Genomic DNA, 14,986 nt, shown 5'->3' with positions numbered 1-14,986 from the left:
CGTGGGCGGCGACGTTCACCGTTGTCGATTAGGTTGACCTGGCGAACACCCGATGGAGGGAGTCCACCTCGTGCGACGAGCACTCACGGCGGCCACCGCCGCCCTGACCCTCACCACGGCCGGCACCCTGCTCGCCGGCACCCCCGGCCAGGCGGCCCCGACGGGCTGGGGCCGGCCGATCGTCACCGCCGCGCCGCAACCCGGCGCGTCCGGCCTGGGTGACACCTACTTCCCCGACTACGGCAACGGCGGCTACGACGTCGAGCACTACGACGTCCGGCTGCGCCACGACCCGGCCACCGACCTGCTCACCGGCACCACCACCATCCTCGCCACCGCCACCCAGGACCTCTCGACGTTCAATCTGGACTTCCTGCTCGACGTCGAGTCGGTCCGGGTCAACGGCTGGGCGGCGACCACCAGCACCGCCGGCGTCCACGAGGTGGTGGTCACCCCGGCCCGCACGGTGACCCGGGGCCAGCAGCTCACCATCGTGGTGCGCTACTCCGGCATCCCGTCGGAGACCCTGGTCGGCGGCTACACCGGCTGGACGCGGACCGACGACGGCGCGCTCGCCGTCAACGAGCCCGAGTCGGCGTGGTGGTGGTTCCCCAGCAACGACCACCCTCTGGACAAGGCCACGTTCGACATCTCGGTGTCGGTGCCCACCGGCGTCGAGGTGATCAGCAACGGTGTGCAGCCGAGGCCACCGGCGGCCGAGGCCGGCAACCGCACCCGCTGGATCTGGCGGACCACCTCCCCCACGGCCACCTACCTGGCTTTCCTGGCCATCGGCCAGTACGACATCGTCACCGACACCACCCCGAGCGGTCAGCCGGTGGTCAACGCGTACAGCACCTCACTGGGCGCCCTCGGGCCGGCCGCGCGGGCCAGCATCGAGCGGACCGGCGAGATCGTCGACTGGTGCAGCGGGATCTTCGGGCCGTACCCCTTCGAGACGCAGGGCGGGGTTGCCGGTCCGGTCGACGGCATCAGCTTCGCCCTGGAGACGCAGACCCGACCGGTGTACGGGCCGGGCTTCTGGCGACGCGGCGCCAACACGTACGTGGTGGTGCACGAGAACGCCCACCAGTGGTTCGGCGACTCGGTCTCGGTGGCCGAGTGGCGACACATCTGGCTCAACGAGGGTTTCGCCTCGTACGCCGAATGGCTGTGGTCGGAGGAGCAGGGTGAGGGCACCGCGCAGGAGGTGTTCGACTTCGTCTACGCCAGCTACCCGGCCGACGACGAGTTCTGGCAGGTGCTGCCCGGCGACCCGGGTGCGGGCCGGATCTTCGACAACGCCGTCTACGACCGGGGCGCGATGACGTTGCACCAGCTCCGGCTGGCCGTCGGGGACGACGCGTTCTTCGAGATCCTGCCGGCCTGGGCCACCGAGCACCGGTACGGCAACGGCACCGTCGCCCAGTTCCAGGCGCTGGCCGAGCGGATCTCCGGGCTGGACCTGGACGACCTGTTCACCACCTGGCTCTTCACCGCCGGCCGCCCCGACGTGGCCAGCGCCGCCCGCAAGGCCGCCCCGCCAGCCGAGCCGAAGTCCTGGGCCAAGATCCGCGAATCCCATGACCTGATGTCGCACTAACCCCCACCCACCCACCCCCGCCCCCACCCACCCACCCACCCCCGCCCTCCCTCCCGTCCCCGTCCCCGCCCCCGTCCCCACCCCCACCCCCGCCCCCGCCCCCGTCGATCATGGAGTTGTGGTGCCCCATATATCGGGCAGAGGCGATCACATCGCCCACCACAACTCCATGATCGACGGGACAGAGGGCGGGGGCAGGGCAGAGGGCAGGGCAGGGGACGGGGGGGGTTACGGGGTTGGGGGTGTTTTGGTGGTGCTTGCCTCGACGGCGCGGATGTGCCGGTAGGCGAACCAGAGGGGTGGGAACGCCCCGACCGCGAAGGACAGATCGACGAGCGTCCAGAACCAGGGGATGTCCCGGATCGGCCCGCAGATCAGCGCCAACGGGACGATGCCCGCGCAGGCGATCATGCCGACCTGCACCACCCAGACGTTGCGCACCGGGTCACGCAGTGGCCCCCAGAACGCGACCGCCAGCACCAGGTGGGCGAAGGCCAGCCAGTCGGTGCCGTACAGCAGGAACGGGTAGTCGTCGCCGGCCGTCACGAGCCCGGTGTGCACCCGCTCGATCCAGGCGACCAGGGCGGGCAGTTGGTCGGAGAGCGGGTCCAGCGCGCGCAGCAACCAGCGCACCTCGATCTCCAGCGGAAAGGCGGTGGCACCGCTCAGGAAGAGCCCGATCAGCACTATCCACAGCCACCGACGGGTCCGTCGTAGCCGCTCCTCGATGTCCATGATCGGAGCGTAACGATGATCTTCGTGCCGCCTTGTCCCGTACGTGTGCCACCGGGGGTGACCGCTGTCTCAGCGGCGCGCCACCGACCCGGCGGTGGCCAAGGTGGCCAACTCGGGGAGCCGGATCGGGCCCGATGGCACGCCGTCGGCGGGCCCGATCACGCAGACCGCCCCGGCGGGACGGACGATGCGGGCGGCCCGGAACGCCACCCGTCGTACCGGATGGCGCGGCCGGGGCGTGACCAGCGCGAGGGTCGCCGCGCGGGCGTGCTGGCGGTCCAGGGCGACCGCCGCCGCGACCGTGGCGATCGTCGCGGCGGCCCCGGCCAGGACGAGCGTCTGTCGCGGCCCGGCGTACTCGGCGAGCCAGCCGAGCAGCGGGGCGCCGACCGCGGCGGAGACCGAGCCGGTGACCGCCAGCGCGGCGAGCACCCGACCCCGCATCGCGGCGTCGGTGTCGAGTTGGGCGCGGGTACCGACGGTGGTGTCGATGACCACCGCGGCGGCGGCGATCGGCAGGATCACCGCCGCGAAGCTCACGGTCCCCGGGGCGAGGCCCGCGACGATCTGCAACCCGCTGGCGAGCAGGCCGGCGACGACGAGCGTCCGGTAGCCCAGGGTGCGGCGACGGGCCGCGACGAGGGCGCCGACCACCGTTCCGATCGCGAACACCGTCGACAGGACGCCGTAGCCGGAGGCGCCCGCGCTCAGCGGGCCGTCGCTCATCGCCGCCATCGTCACCTGGTAGTTGCGACCCAGGCTGCCGAGCACGAACGACAGGGCGAGCGCGACGAGCAGCACCGGCTGCCCCCGCAGGTAGGCGAACCCGGCCCGCACGCCGCTGCGGGTCGCGCCGGCGGCGGTCACCGCCACGCCGGCCACGGCCCCCGGGCGTACGGCGAACAGCGCCACCACCACGGCGGCGAAGCTCGCCGCGTTGATGCCGAACAACAGGGCGGGGCCGACGGCGGCCACCACGACGGCGCCGAGGCTCATGCCGAGGATGCGGCCGGCGGAGTTGGAGAGCGACCCGAGCGCCAGGGCGTTGCCGAGGGTCTCCCGGTCGACGAGGGTGGAGGCCCAGCGCCCCATCACCGGCCCCTCGATGGCCGAGACGGCACCGGTGGCCAGCGAGATCGCGAAGATCAGCGGTAGGCCGCCGAACCCGGTCAGGGCGGCCGCGCCCAGCCCGGCGGCGAGCGTCGCGTGCGCCGCCTGGGCGGTGATCAGCAGCGGGCGGGCCGGCAGGCGGTCGGCCAGCACACCGCCCCAGACGCTGAGCAGCAGTGTGGGTGCCGCCTGGAGGAGCACGGCGAACCCCATGGACGTCGCCGAACCGGTCTCCTTCAGGACGTACCAGTTGACTCCGAGGACCTGCATCCAGGTGCCGATGACGGAGACGAACCCGGCGAGCGCCCAGATGCGGTAGTTGCGATGGCGCAGCGCGGCGAAGGTGGCACCCGTGGCCACGACGAACCTCCAGCGATCGGCGGCTTGATCATTCAGGCCGATCGCGGTGCGGCTCGGCAGCCGACAAGTCTTGCCACCTTAAACCTGTTTGCCCACATTTGTGAGCGGCTTCACCAGCGGGAATACCCGGCCGGTGCGGCAGCAGCCTGCCGCACCGGCCGGACAACCCCACCTGTCAGCGAACGGCGAGAGCCTGCGCGGCCGGGCCGACCGGGGCCGGCAACGCACCCACACCACCGAGGTAGGAGTGGATGGCGGCAGCCGCCGCCCGACCCTCGGCGATGGCCCAGACGATCAACGAAGCGCCCCGGTGCATGTCACCCGCGACGAACACCCCGTCGGCGTCGGTCTGCCAGTCGTCGCGGGCGTCGACAGCGCCCCGCGGGTTGCGGGTCACCCCGAACTGCGCCAGCAGCGGCTGCTGCTCGGTGCCCTCGAAACCGATCGCCAGCAGCACCAGATCCGCCGGAAGCTCCCGCTCGGAGCCCGGCACCACGGTGACGATGCGCCGGCCGTCACGCTTCTCGACGGTCACCTCGGCGATCCGAACCGCCCGCACCTGGCCGGTGCCGTCGTCCACGAACTCCTGCACCGCAGCGGCGAAGACCCGCTCGCCGCCCTCCTCGTGCGCCGGGTAGCTGCGCAGGATCCACGGCCAGGTCGGCCACGGGTCCCGTGCCTCGTCGCGCTCCTGCGGCGGCTGCGGGTACAGGTCGAGCTGGTGCACGCCCGCCGCGCCCTGGCGGTGGGCGACGCCGAGGCAGTCGGCGGCGGTGTCCCCACCGCCGATGATCACCACGTGCTTGCCGGCCGCGTCGATCGGAGTGCCGTCCGGCAGCACCGCCGTCGCCAGCCGGCGCTCGGCGGCCTCCTCGGTGGTCGCGCCGGCCACCGCCCGATTCGCTGCGACCAGGTGCGCCATCGCCTGGTGTACGCCCCGAAGCGCCCGCCCCGGGGTCTCCGGAGTGTCCCGGCCCTGCAACGCGCCGCAGGCCAACAGCACCGCGTCGTGCTCGGCGCGCAACTGCTCGGCGGTGACGTCCACCCCGACGTTCACACCGGTGCGGAAACGCACCCCCTCGGCGGCGAGCTGGGCCAACCGGGCGTCGATGTGCCGCTTCTCCAACTTGAAGTCGGGGATGCCGTACCGGAGCAGACCACCGATGGCGTCGTCCCGCTCGTACACCGTCACGACGTGACCGGCGCGGGCCAGCTGTTGGGCGGCGGCGAGGCCGGCGGGCCCGGAGCCGACGACGGCGACCGACCGGCCGGACGGCGCCGGCACCGGGCGGGGGGTGAACCCACGCGCGGCGGCGGCGTCGGCGATCTCCACCTCGACCTGCTTGATGCTGACCGGCTGACCGCCGGAGATGCCGAGCACGCAGGCCGCCTCGCAGGGCGCCGGGCAGAGCCGACCGGTGAACTCCGGGAAGTTGTTGGTGGCGTGCAGCGACTCCACCGCCGCGTCCCAGTTGCCGGTACGCACCAGGTCGTTCCAGTCCGGGATGCGGTTGCCCAGCGGGCAGCCGTCGTGGCAGAACGGGATGCCGCAGTCCATGCATCGCGTGGCCTGCTCACGGACCAGCTCCTCGCCGGCCGGCGGGTAGACCTCACGCCAGTCGCTGATCCGCACCGACACCGGACGGCGGGCCGGCAGTCGCCGGTCGTAGCGCAGGAAACCGTTCGGGTCAGGCACGTGCCACCTCCTGGGCCGCCACCCGCGGGGCGGGCGGCACCGGCATCGCCGGCACAGCGGGTGCGGTCAGCGCTGTCATGACCGCGTCGTCGACGTCGCGGCCGGCGGCTTCGGCGGCCCGCATGATCTCCAGCACCCGGCGGTAGTCGCGGGGCACCACAGCGGTGAACTCGGCCACCGCCTCCGGCCAGCGCTTGAGCAACTCCTCGGCGACCGCCGAGCCGGTCTCGGCCACGTGTCGCTGGATCAGGTCGTGCACCAGCGCCTGCTCCTGCTCACCCAGCGGCGCCAGATCCACCAGCTCGGTGTTGACCCGCGCACGGTCCAGGTGGTGCACGTACGCCGTGCCACCGGACATGCCGGCCGCGAAGTTACGGCCGGTCGCGCCGAGCACCACGACCGTGCCACCGGTCATGTACTCGCAACCGTGGTCACCGACACCCTCGACCACGGCGACCGCGCCGGAGTTGCGCACCGCGAACCGCTCCCCCACCCGGCCACGCAGGAAGACCTCGCCCCCCGTGGCTCCGTACAGGATGGTGTTGCCGGCGATGATCTGGTCCTCGGCCCGCTGCCCCGGCGCGGCGTCGGGGTCGAGGAACGGCGCGGCGGCGTCCGGGCGGACGACGACCCGCCCACCGGAGAGACCCTTGCCCACGTAGTCGTTGGCGTCCCCGTGCAGCCGCAGGGTCACCCCACGCGGCAGGAACGCGCCGAACGACTGCCCGGCCGTGCCGTTCAGCACGAACTCGATGGTGTCGTCCGGGAGCCCGGCGCCGCCGAAGCGACGGGTGACCTCCCCGCCGAGCATCGCGCCGACGCTGCGGTGCTCGTTGCGCACCGCCACCTCGACGCGCACCGGGGCCCCGTCGGACAGCGCCGGACGGGCCAGCGCGATCAGCTCGTTGTCCAGGGCCTGCTCCAGGCCGTGGTCCTGGGCGCGCACCCCGCGCCGGGCCGCACCGGCGGGCAGCTCCGGCAGGTGCAGGACGGGCGCCAGGTCCAACCCGTGCGCCTTCCAGTGCGCCAGGGCCGGGGCCACGTCGAGCAGCTCTGCCTGCCCGATGGCCTCCTCGATCGACCGGAGACCCAGCTCCGCCAGGTAGCCCCGGACCTCCTCGGCGAGGAAGAGGAAGAAGTTCTCCACGAACTCCGGCTTGCCGGTGAACCGCTCCCGCAGGACCGGGTTCTGGGTGGCGATGCCGACCGGGCAGGTGTCCAGGTGGCAGACCCGCATCATCACGCAGCCCTCGACGATCAGCGGGGCGGTCGCGAAACCGAACTCCTCCGCGCCGAGCAGCGCCGCGACCAGCACGTCCCGGCCGGTCTTGAGCTGGCCGTCGACCTGCACGGTGACCCGGTCGCGCAGCTTGTTCAGCAACAGCGTCTGCTGCGCCTCGGCCAGCCCCAGCTCCCACGGCGTACCGGCGTGCTTGAGCGAGTTCATCGGGGACGCGCCCGTGCCGCCGTCATGGCCGGAGATCAGGATGACGTCCGCCTTGAGCTTCGCCACCCCGGCGGCGACGGTGCCGACGCCCACCTCGCTGACCAGCTTGACGTGCACCCGGGCCGCCGGGTTGACGCACTTCAGGTCGTGGACGAGCTGGGCCAGGTCCTCGATGGAGTAGATGTCGTGGTGCGGCGGCGGGGAGATCAGACCCACGCCGGGAGTGGCGTGGCGGGTACGCGCGATCCACGGCCAGACCTTGTTGCCGGGCAGCTGACCGCCCTCGCCCGGCTTCGCACCCTGCGCCATCTTGATCTGGAGGTCGTCCGCGTTGACCAGGTATTCGCTGGTCACACCGAAGCGACCGCTGGCGATCTGCTTGACCGCCGAGCGGCGGGCCGGGTCGTGCAGGCGCTCGACGTCCTCGCCGCCCTCACCGGTGTTGGACTTGCCGCCGAGACGGTTCATCGCGATGGCGAGTGTCTCGTGCGCCTCGGCGGAGATCGACCCGTACGACATGGCGCCGGTGGCGAACCGCTTGACGATCTCGGAGGCCGGCTCGACCTCCTCGATCGGCACCGCCGGCCGGACCCCGGTACGCAGGGTGAACAGCCCGCGCAACGAGCCGGCCTGCGCGGCGAGCGCGTCGACCTTCGCGGTGTACTCCCGAAAGACGTCGTACTGCCGAGTCCTGGTGGCGTGCTGCAACAGGAAGACCGTCTCCGGGTTGAACAGGTGCAGCTCACCCTCGCGACGCCACTGGTACTCGCCACCGACCTCTAGCCGGTCGGAGGCGACGGTGCCCGGCGACGGCCAGGCCAGCGCATGCCGGGCGGCCACCTCGGCGTGCACGCCGGCGAGGCCCACCCCGCCGATCCGGCTGGGGGTGCCCCGGAAATACCGCTCGACGAGCCGGCTGTCGAGACCGACCGCCTCGAAGACCTGCGCCCCGCAGTACGAGGACACCGTCGAGATGCCCATCTTCGACATGATCTTCAGGACGCCCTTGCCGAGCGCCTTGGCGTAGTTGCGCACCGCGGCGGCCGGCTCCACCCCGGCGAGAGCGCCAGTGGCGATCAGATCCTCCACCGACTCGAACGCCAGGTACGGGTTGACCGCCGCCGCCCCGTAACCGATCAGCACAGCCGCGTGGTGCACCTCCCGACAGTCGCCGGACTCCACGATCAACGCCGCCTGGGTACGCGTCTGCTCGCGTACCAGGTGCTGGTGCACGGCGGCGGTGAGCAGCAGCGACGGGATCGGCGCCAGGTCGGCGTTGGAGTCCCGGTCGGAGAGCACCAGGATCCGTACGCCGTCCTCGATCGCCTCGGAGACGTGCCGGCAGATCTCGGTCAGCCGCGCCTTGATCCCGGCGGCGCCCTCCCGGACGCGGTACAGCCCGGACACCCGGACCGCCTTGAAGCCGGGCAGGTCGCCGTCCTCGTCGATGGAGAGGATCTTCGCCAGCTCGTCGTTGTCGATGATCGGATGGGGCAGCACGATCTGCCGGCAACTCGCCGCGCCCGGGTCGAGCAGATTGCCCTCCGGCCCGATCGTCGACGCCAGGCTGGTCACCAGCTCTTCCCGGATGGCGTCCAACGGCGGGTTGGTGACCTGGGCGAAGAGTTGGTGGAAGTAGTCGTAGAGCAGCCTCGGCCGGGTGGACAGCGGCGCGATCGGCGTGTCCGTACCCATCGAACCGAGCGGCTCGGCGCCGGTGCGGGCCATCGGCCCGAGCAGGATTTTCAGCTCCTCCTGGGTGTAGCCGAAGGTCTGCTGCCGGCGACGCACCGAGTCGTGGGTGTAGACGGTGTGCTCGCGGGCCGGCAGGTCACCCAGCTCGATCAGCCCGGCGTGCAGCCACTCGGCGTACGGCTGGGCGGCGGCCAACTCGGACTTGATCTCGTCGTCGTGCACGATCCGACCGGCGACGGTGTCGACCAGGAACATCTTGCCCGGCTGGAGTCGCCCCTTGGCGACCACGTGGGCCGGGTCGAGGTCGAGCACGCCCGCCTCGGAACCGAGCACGACGAGGCCGTCGTCCGTCTGCCACCAGCGACCCGGGCGCAGCCCGTTGCGGTCCAGCACCGCGCCGACGATCTCACCGTCGGTGAAGGCCACCGACGCGGGACCGTCCCACGGCTCCATGAGGCTGGCGTGGAAGCGGTAGAAGGCGCGCTTGGCCGGCTCCATGCCGGGGTCGTTCTCCCACGCCTCGGGGATCATCATGAGCACCGCGTGCGGCAGGCTCCGCCCCGCCAGGTGCAGCAGCTCCAGGACCTCGTCGAAGTTCGCCGAGTCGGACGCGGCCGGGGTGCAGACCGGGAAGACCCGCCGGATGTTGCCGGGCAGGTTCGGCGAGCGCAGCAGCGCCTCCCGGGCCTGCATCCAGTTGCGGTTGCCCCGGATCGTGTTGATCTCGCCGTTGTGGGCGATGAAGCGGTACGGGTGCGCCAGCGGCCAGGACGGGAACGTGTTGGTGGAGAAGCGGGAGTGCACCAACGCGATCGCGCTGTCGATCCGCTCGTCACGCAGATCCGGGTAGAACGCCGGCAACTGGTCGGGAGTGAGCATTCCCTTGTAGACCATGGTGCGGCTGGACAGCGACGGGAAGTACGCCGGGACGCCCCGCTCGGCGGTCTCCCGTTCGGCCTGCTTGCGCAGGCTGAACGCCACCCGGTCCAGCTCGATGCCGTGCAGCGGCGAACCGGCCGGCCCCTCGGGCGCGTCGGTGAGCCGACGCGCGGCCAGGAAGAGCTGCCGGACCCGGGGCATCGCCGCCAGGGCCGTCTCGCCGAGGTCGCTGCTGTCGATCGGCACGTCCCGCCAGCCGAGCAGGTCAGCGCCCTCCACCAGCGCGTACTTCTCGACCACCCGCCGGGCACGCGCCTCGGCGTCGTCGTCGTCGGGGAGGAAGACCAGCCCCGTCGCGTACTCACCGGCCGGGGGAAGCGCGAAGTCGGCCACCGCGCGCAGGAACGCGTCGGGGACCTGGATCATGATGCCCGCGCCGTCGCCGGTGTTCTGCTCCGCGCCTCGGGCGCCGCGATGGTCCAGTCGACACAGGGCACCGAGCCCGTTGGCGACGACCGCGTGCGAACGCCGGCCGTGCAGGTCCGCCACGAACGCCACACCGCAGGCGTCGTGCTCCTGCGCGGGGTCGTAGAGGCCCTGGGCGGATGGGTGGGGGTCGGGCATCGGGGACGCCTGCGGGCTGTGCGGGTACGGCTGTGTCATATCCGCGTACGGCTGAGCCACCGGGCCTCCTGTCGTCACTCAGGTTGGATCATGGTGGGGACGACGTCGGCCCGTGGGTCTATTGAGTCTACGTTAGGGCGACGCTCGCACGGCCACCTGAGATTGATCACACCGTCCACAGGCTGGGACGTGTAGTCTCGCGCGGTGGATCCGCTCAACAAGCACGTCTTCGACCGGTTGGAACGTTTCTACGACGCGGTGCCCCGCGACGTCGCCGGTGCGGAGGAGCATGGCGGGCTGGTGCTGTTCGTCCGCGAGGGCAACGGATGGCCGTTCTACGCCCGCCCCCGGCTCGACGCCGGCGAACCGCCGTCGCTGGCCGACGTGACTTCGGTTCGCGAGCGGCAACGCAAGCTGGGCCTGCCGGAAGCCTTCGAGTGGGTGCACGAGACGACCCCCGACCTGCTGGCGGTCGCCCGCTCGGCAGGGCTGCACGTGCTGGAAGCGCCGCTGATGGTGCTCGACCCGACCGCGCTGCCCGACCCGGCGACGCTGTCCGACGTGACGGTACGGGTGCTGGCCGCCGAGTCCCCCGACTTCGCCGCCGACGTCGCCGCCCGACGCGCGGTGGCAGCCGTGTCGTTCGCCGCCGCCGGCACCGCGACCGGAGAGGCAGGCCCGGCCGAGCGGGACGCCGCGGTCACCGAACTCGAACTCGCCGCGCTCGACGAGGAACGCGCCCGGATCGCCGACGGCCGACGGATCTCCGCCCTGGCGGGCACGCCGACCGAGGGTGCGCTGGCCAGCGGCATGGCCATGCGCGTCGACGACGTCGCGGAGATCGCCGGGGTGGCCACCCTGCCGGCCGCGCGCCGACGCGGACTGGGCGCCGCGCTGACCGCCACCCTCGCCCGGGAACTCCTCGCGGCCGGCACCGACCTGGTCTTCCTCTCCGCCGGCAGCGAGGAGATCGCCCGGGTCTACCTGCGGGTCGGCTTCCGCCGCATCGGCACCGCCTGCATCGCCGAACCCGCACCCCTGATCCCCTAACGCCACCCCCACACGTCCCCCTGCACCCACCCCGCGCTCCCGTCCCACCCCACCCTCCCCCGCCCCGCCCCGCCCCGCCCTCTCCCGCCCCGCCCTCTCCCGCCCTCTCCCGCCCCGCCCTCTCCCGGGTCGATCATGGAGTTGTGGTGCCGGGTTAGGAAGGGTTTGTCACGCTTGGTCCACCACCACAACTCCATGATCGACGCGGAGGGCTGGGGGCGCGGGGCGCAGGCGCGGGCGCGGGCGCCGGGCGCGGGCACGGGCGCCGGGCGCGGGTGGGGCGGGGGGTGGCGGGTCAGGTGGGAGGGCGCCACTGGGCGGCGGTGGCTGCGGCGCTGGAGAGCAGCCGGGAGTTGATCGTGCCGAGCGCGGCGTCGCGGGCGCGCAGCGCCAACCGACCGCGGGCCTGGAGCACCGCCGACATCCGCCGCGTCTGCCGGACCACCGTCGCGGCGCGCGGGCGGCGCACCCGGTCGTACGCCTGAACGGCGTCGGGCAGCCGAGCCTCACGGAGCAGGGTGGCGAGCGTGGCGGCGTCCTCGAACGCGAGGCAGGCGCCCTGCCCGAGGTGCGGTGGCATGGCGTGCGCCGCGTCACCGAGCAGCACCACCCCGCCCGGGCCGGCCGGAAAGCCGTACGCCCGGGGCAGCGGCCGCAGCTCGCGGACCTCCTGCTGGACCAGGTCACTCGGATCGGTGGCGTCGAGAAGCGCGCCGATCGGGTCGGGCCAGCCCGCGTACCAGCGACGGAGCAGGGCGAGCTGGGTCTCCGGCGGTTCGGGGCGGGGCGCGCCGGCGGCGGTGGCCACCCAGTAGATGCCTCCCCGGGTGGAACCGCCCGACGAGCCGCGCTCACCCAACGACGCGGCCACGAAGCGGTAGCCGGCGCCGAGGATCTCACCGACCAGCGGTTGGTCGTCGGGGAGCCGAGGCGCCTTGTACCAGGGGATGACAGCGCGCCAGGCGGCACATCCGGAGCTGACCACCCGGGATTCGGGGGCGAGTTGGCGGCGGATGCCGCTGTCCGTGCCGTCGGCAGCGACCACCAGGTCGACCTCAAGGGTCTGCCGCCCGTCGCTGACCGCCGGTCGCTCACCCGGCTCGACCCGGACGTGGCGCACCGTCACGCCGGTACGCAGGTCGACCCGCTCGCCGAGGCCGGCGATCAACGCGTCGTGCAGGTCCTCACGGTGCACCACCACCGGCATCCGGTCGGCGGGGATGGGCCGGGGCTGCACGAGCCAGTGCCCGTCCGGGCGGCGGACCCCACCGTCGGGCAGCGGGGTGGCGATGGCAGCCAGGCCCGCGCCGAGGCCGAGGGCTTGCAGCGCGCGGACACCGTTGGGCCAGAGCACCACGGCGGTCGGCTCGGGCCGGACCCGTTCGGCGCGCTCCATGAGGGTGACCATCCAGCCGGAGCGGGCCAGCGCGCCGGCCACCGCGAGGCCACCGACCCCGGCGCCGACCACCACCGCGCTTCGCATCGGTGTCGCCCCCGCTCAGCTGTCCCGGTCGGCGGGCCGGGCACCCGCAACGTCAGCCCGGTCGGCGGGCCGGGCACCCGCAACGTCAGCCCGGTCGGCGGGCCGGGCACCCGCAACGTCAGCCCGGTCGGCGGGCCGGGCACCCGCAACGTCAGCCCGGTCGGCGGGCCGGGCGCCCGCAACGTCAGCCCGGTCGGCGGGCCGGGCGCCCGCAACGTCAGCCCGGTCGGCGGGCCGGGCGCCCGCAACGTCAGCCCGGTCGGCGGACGGATCGCGTGCCGGGTCGTCGTCGGTCGACGTGCCGCCGACGACCGTGTCGCCGGTGCGGGACGCGTCGCCGATGCGGGACGCGTCGCCGATGCGGGACGCGTCGCCGATGCGGGACGCGTCGCCGGTGCGGGACGCGTCGGTGCCGGGCTCGTCGGTGCGCGGTCCGGCGGCCTCGTCGCCGGCGGGCCCCGGCGGCACGACGCCGCTCTCCTGCCAGGCGGCGTACTGCTCCTCGCTGACCACCCGGTAGCCCTCCGGCGCGGCGGTCCGCGTCGGGGTCTCCCGCTCGGACAGGTCCACCTGGGACAGGTCGGACGCGGGGGGCGGGGTCGGCGTCGTCGTCGCGCCGAGCGGGATCAGGAACTCCTGCGGGCCGCGTACCCGCACGAAATAGATCAACCCGCCGAGGAAGACCAGGGCGGCGGTCCAGACGTTGAGTCGGACGCCGAGGATCTGGTTGGCCTCGTCGGTGCGCATCAGCTCGATCCAGAACCGACCGGCGGTGTAGCCCATGACGTAGAGCGCGAAGGCCCGACCCCGACCCAGCTTGAGCCGGCGGTCGAGGAGGAGGACCAGGGCGACGACGCCGAGGTTCCACAGCAGCTCGTAGAGGAAGGTCGGCTGGTACAGGCCCGGTTCGAGGATCGGCTGCCCGGCGTCGTCCCGCAGGGCGTGCCCCGGATTGTCCGGGTCCATCCGGTGGATCTCCAGGCCCCACGGCAGCGTGGTGCGGGCGCCGAACAGCTCGTTGTTGAACCAGTTGCCGAGCCGGCCGACCGCCTGGGCCAGCGGCAGCCCGGGCGCGAGCGCGTCGGCCACCACCCCGAACGGGATACCGAGCTGCCGGGCCGCGATCCACGCCCCGACCGCGCCACCGGCGACGGCGCCCCAGATGCCGAGACCGCCCTCCCAGATGGCGAACGCCTTCATCGGGTCCCCACCGGCGCCGAAGTATTTCTCCGGCGAGGTGATCACGTGGTAGATCCGGGCGCCGATGATGCCTGCCGGCACCGCCCAGACGGCGATGTCGAGCACCGCGCCGGGCGCGACGCCGCGCTGCCGCAGCCGGCGCTCCGTCACCCAACAGGCCAGCACGATGCCGGCGATGATGCAGAGCGCGTAGGCCCGGATCGGCACCGGCCCGAGTTGCCAGACCGCGGTGCTGGGGCTGGGCAGGGCCGCCTGGGGGGACAGCGAGGCGAGGGTCACGGGTGCACACGCTACCGCTGCACACCCCCACCGCGGCACCCCGGGCCGCCGGAGCCCGCAACTCGGTGACTTCTGGTTTGCACCCCCGTACGCTCTTTGTCCATGAGCGCGCTCACCTGGGCGGTCGCCGCGGTCGTCACCGACGACACCGGCCGGGTGCTGCTCTGTCGACAGGGTCGGGGCGAGCGCCGCTACGCGCTGCCCGGTGGACGCCTACGTCCGGCGGAGAGTCCGGTGCGGGCAGCCCTGCGGGACATCCGGGCGGAGACCGGCTGGGACATCGAACTGGTCGACCTGATCGGCGTCTACCACCTGATCGGCCCTCCGGGGGAGGCCGCGGCCGGCCGCGTCGGGCCGCGGCCCGACGTCCTCGTGCACGTGTTCCGGGCCCGTGCCGCCGGGGCCCGGCCCGCCGCCGCGCCACCGCCGGGCTGCCGGCTGTCCTGGCACTCCCCCGACGTGCTGCCCGAGGCCGTCACGCCGCTCACCCGGGCCGCCGTCACCGACGCTCGTGCGGGCCGCTCCGGCGTACTCCAGGACGTCGCCTGCGTGCCCGACACCCTGGACCTCCCACCACCCTCGGCGACCCTCGCCGGGCATAAGGGTCAGCCGGCAGCCGACCAGGTCGGACGGTCAGGGACGGGACAGCCGCCGGAACAACGCGGCGAAGCCGCGGACGGTCCCCTCCGCCGCACCCGACGATCCCGGGGTCCGCTCGCGTGATCACCGACCGCACCCGGCCGGGCGTCTGCGACAGACACACATGGCCCGGGTGCGCCGCACTGCGGAAGGCGTCCCGGCACGAGTGTTCAGGTCCGAGCGCCC

General features: G+C 73.2%; 8 protein-coding genes and 1 pseudogene. 3 read left to right on the top strand and 6 right to left on the bottom strand.

From position 1 onward, the window contains the following. Nucleotides 1-52 precede the first annotated feature (52 nt). Nucleotides 53-1,603 (top strand): M1 family metallopeptidase, encoded by a 1,551-nt coding sequence (locus tag GA0070612_RS15050; RefSeq protein ID WP_408630551.1) that lies wholly within the window; start codon nt 53-55, stop codon nt 1,601-1,603. 228 nt (nt 1,604-1,831) lie between these two features. On the opposite strand, the gene GA0070612_RS15045 is transcribed toward GA0070612_RS15050, so the two are convergent. The 4 genes from GA0070612_RS15045 to gltB all read right to left on the bottom strand — a co-directional run bounded on the left by GA0070612_RS15045 (nt 1,832) and on the right by gltB (nt 10,188). After that, on the bottom strand, nt 1,832-2,338 hold the full coding sequence (locus GA0070612_RS15045; RefSeq protein ID WP_088988466.1) for a hypothetical protein: 507 nt from the start codon (nt 2,336-2,338) through the stop codon (nt 1,832-1,834). A 69-nt stretch (nt 2,339-2,407) separates the two neighbouring features. Then, nucleotides 2,408-3,808, bottom strand: a complete 1,401-nt coding sequence (locus GA0070612_RS15040) for an MFS transporter (protein ID WP_088988465.1) — start codon at nt 3,806-3,808, stop codon at nt 2,408-2,410. 175 nt (nt 3,809-3,983) lie between these two features. Then, complete coding sequence (locus tag GA0070612_RS15035) at nt 3,984-5,504, bottom strand: glutamate synthase subunit beta (RefSeq protein ID WP_088988464.1); 1,521 nt, start codon at nt 5,502-5,504, stop codon at nt 3,984-3,986. Continuing rightward, nucleotides 5,497-10,188: a glutamate synthase large subunit gene (gene gltB / locus GA0070612_RS15030; protein WP_088988463.1), complete on the bottom strand. Its 4,692-nt coding sequence runs from the start codon at nt 10,186-10,188 to the stop codon at nt 5,497-5,499. The genes GA0070612_RS15035 and gltB overlap by 8 nt, the downstream gene beginning before the upstream one ends. Before the next feature lie 165 nt (nt 10,189-10,353). Here gltB and GA0070612_RS15025 point away from each other — a divergent pair, with 165 nt between their 5' ends. After that, the gene (locus tag GA0070612_RS15025) at nt 10,354-11,199 is read left to right on the top strand and encodes a GNAT family N-acetyltransferase (RefSeq protein ID WP_088988462.1); all 846 of its coding nucleotides are present in this window, start codon (nt 10,354-10,356) and stop codon (nt 11,197-11,199) included. 295 nt (nt 11,200-11,494) lie between these two features. Here the strand turns inward: GA0070612_RS15025 and GA0070612_RS15020 are convergent, their stop codons facing one another. Then, on the bottom strand, nt 11,495-12,682 hold the full coding sequence (locus GA0070612_RS15020; protein ID WP_088988461.1) for an FAD-dependent monooxygenase: 1,188 nt from the start codon (nt 12,680-12,682) through the stop codon (nt 11,495-11,497). 387 nt (nt 12,683-13,069) lie between these two features. Continuing rightward, a pseudogene (gene lgt, locus GA0070612_RS15015) lies at nt 13,070-14,161 on the bottom strand (prolipoprotein diacylglyceryl transferase); the annotation flags it as partial. A gap of 102 nt (nt 14,162-14,263) precedes the next feature. On the opposite strand from lgt, the gene GA0070612_RS15010 reads away from it, so the two are divergent. Further along, entirely contained in the window at nt 14,264-14,884 is a 621-nt protein-coding gene (locus tag GA0070612_RS15010) for an NUDIX hydrolase (RefSeq protein ID WP_088988459.1), read from the top strand. Nucleotides 14,885-14,986: the final 102 nt, after the last annotated feature.

The sequence above is a fragment of the Micromonospora chokoriensis genome, from assembly GCF_900091505.1.
GTDB lineage: Bacteria > Actinomycetota > Actinomycetes > Mycobacteriales > Micromonosporaceae > Micromonospora > Micromonospora chokoriensis.
Note: the sequence above shows the minus strand (reverse complement) of the source record. Positions and strands in the feature narration are given on the sequence as shown.

Excerpts from the sequence above, each read along its gene's own strand:
- GA0070612_RS15045 (WP_088988466.1), bottom strand. The coding sequence starts at position 2,338 with ATGGACATCGAGGAGCGGCTACGACGGACCCGTCGGTGGCTGTGGATA.
- GA0070612_RS15020 (WP_088988461.1), bottom strand. The coding sequence starts at position 12,682 with ATGCGAAGCGCGGTGGTGGTCGGCGCCGGGGTCGGTGGCCTCGCGGTG.
- gltB (WP_088988463.1), bottom strand. The coding sequence starts at position 10,188 with ATGACACAGCCGTACCCGCACAGCCCGCAGGCGTCCCCGATGCCCGAC.
- GA0070612_RS15050 (WP_408630551.1), top strand. The coding sequence starts at position 53 with ATGGAGGGAGTCCACCTCGTGCGACGAGCACTCACGGCGGCCACCGCC.
- GA0070612_RS15010 (WP_088988459.1), top strand. The coding sequence starts at position 14,264 with ATGAGCGCGCTCACCTGGGCGGTCGCCGCGGTCGTCACCGACGACACC.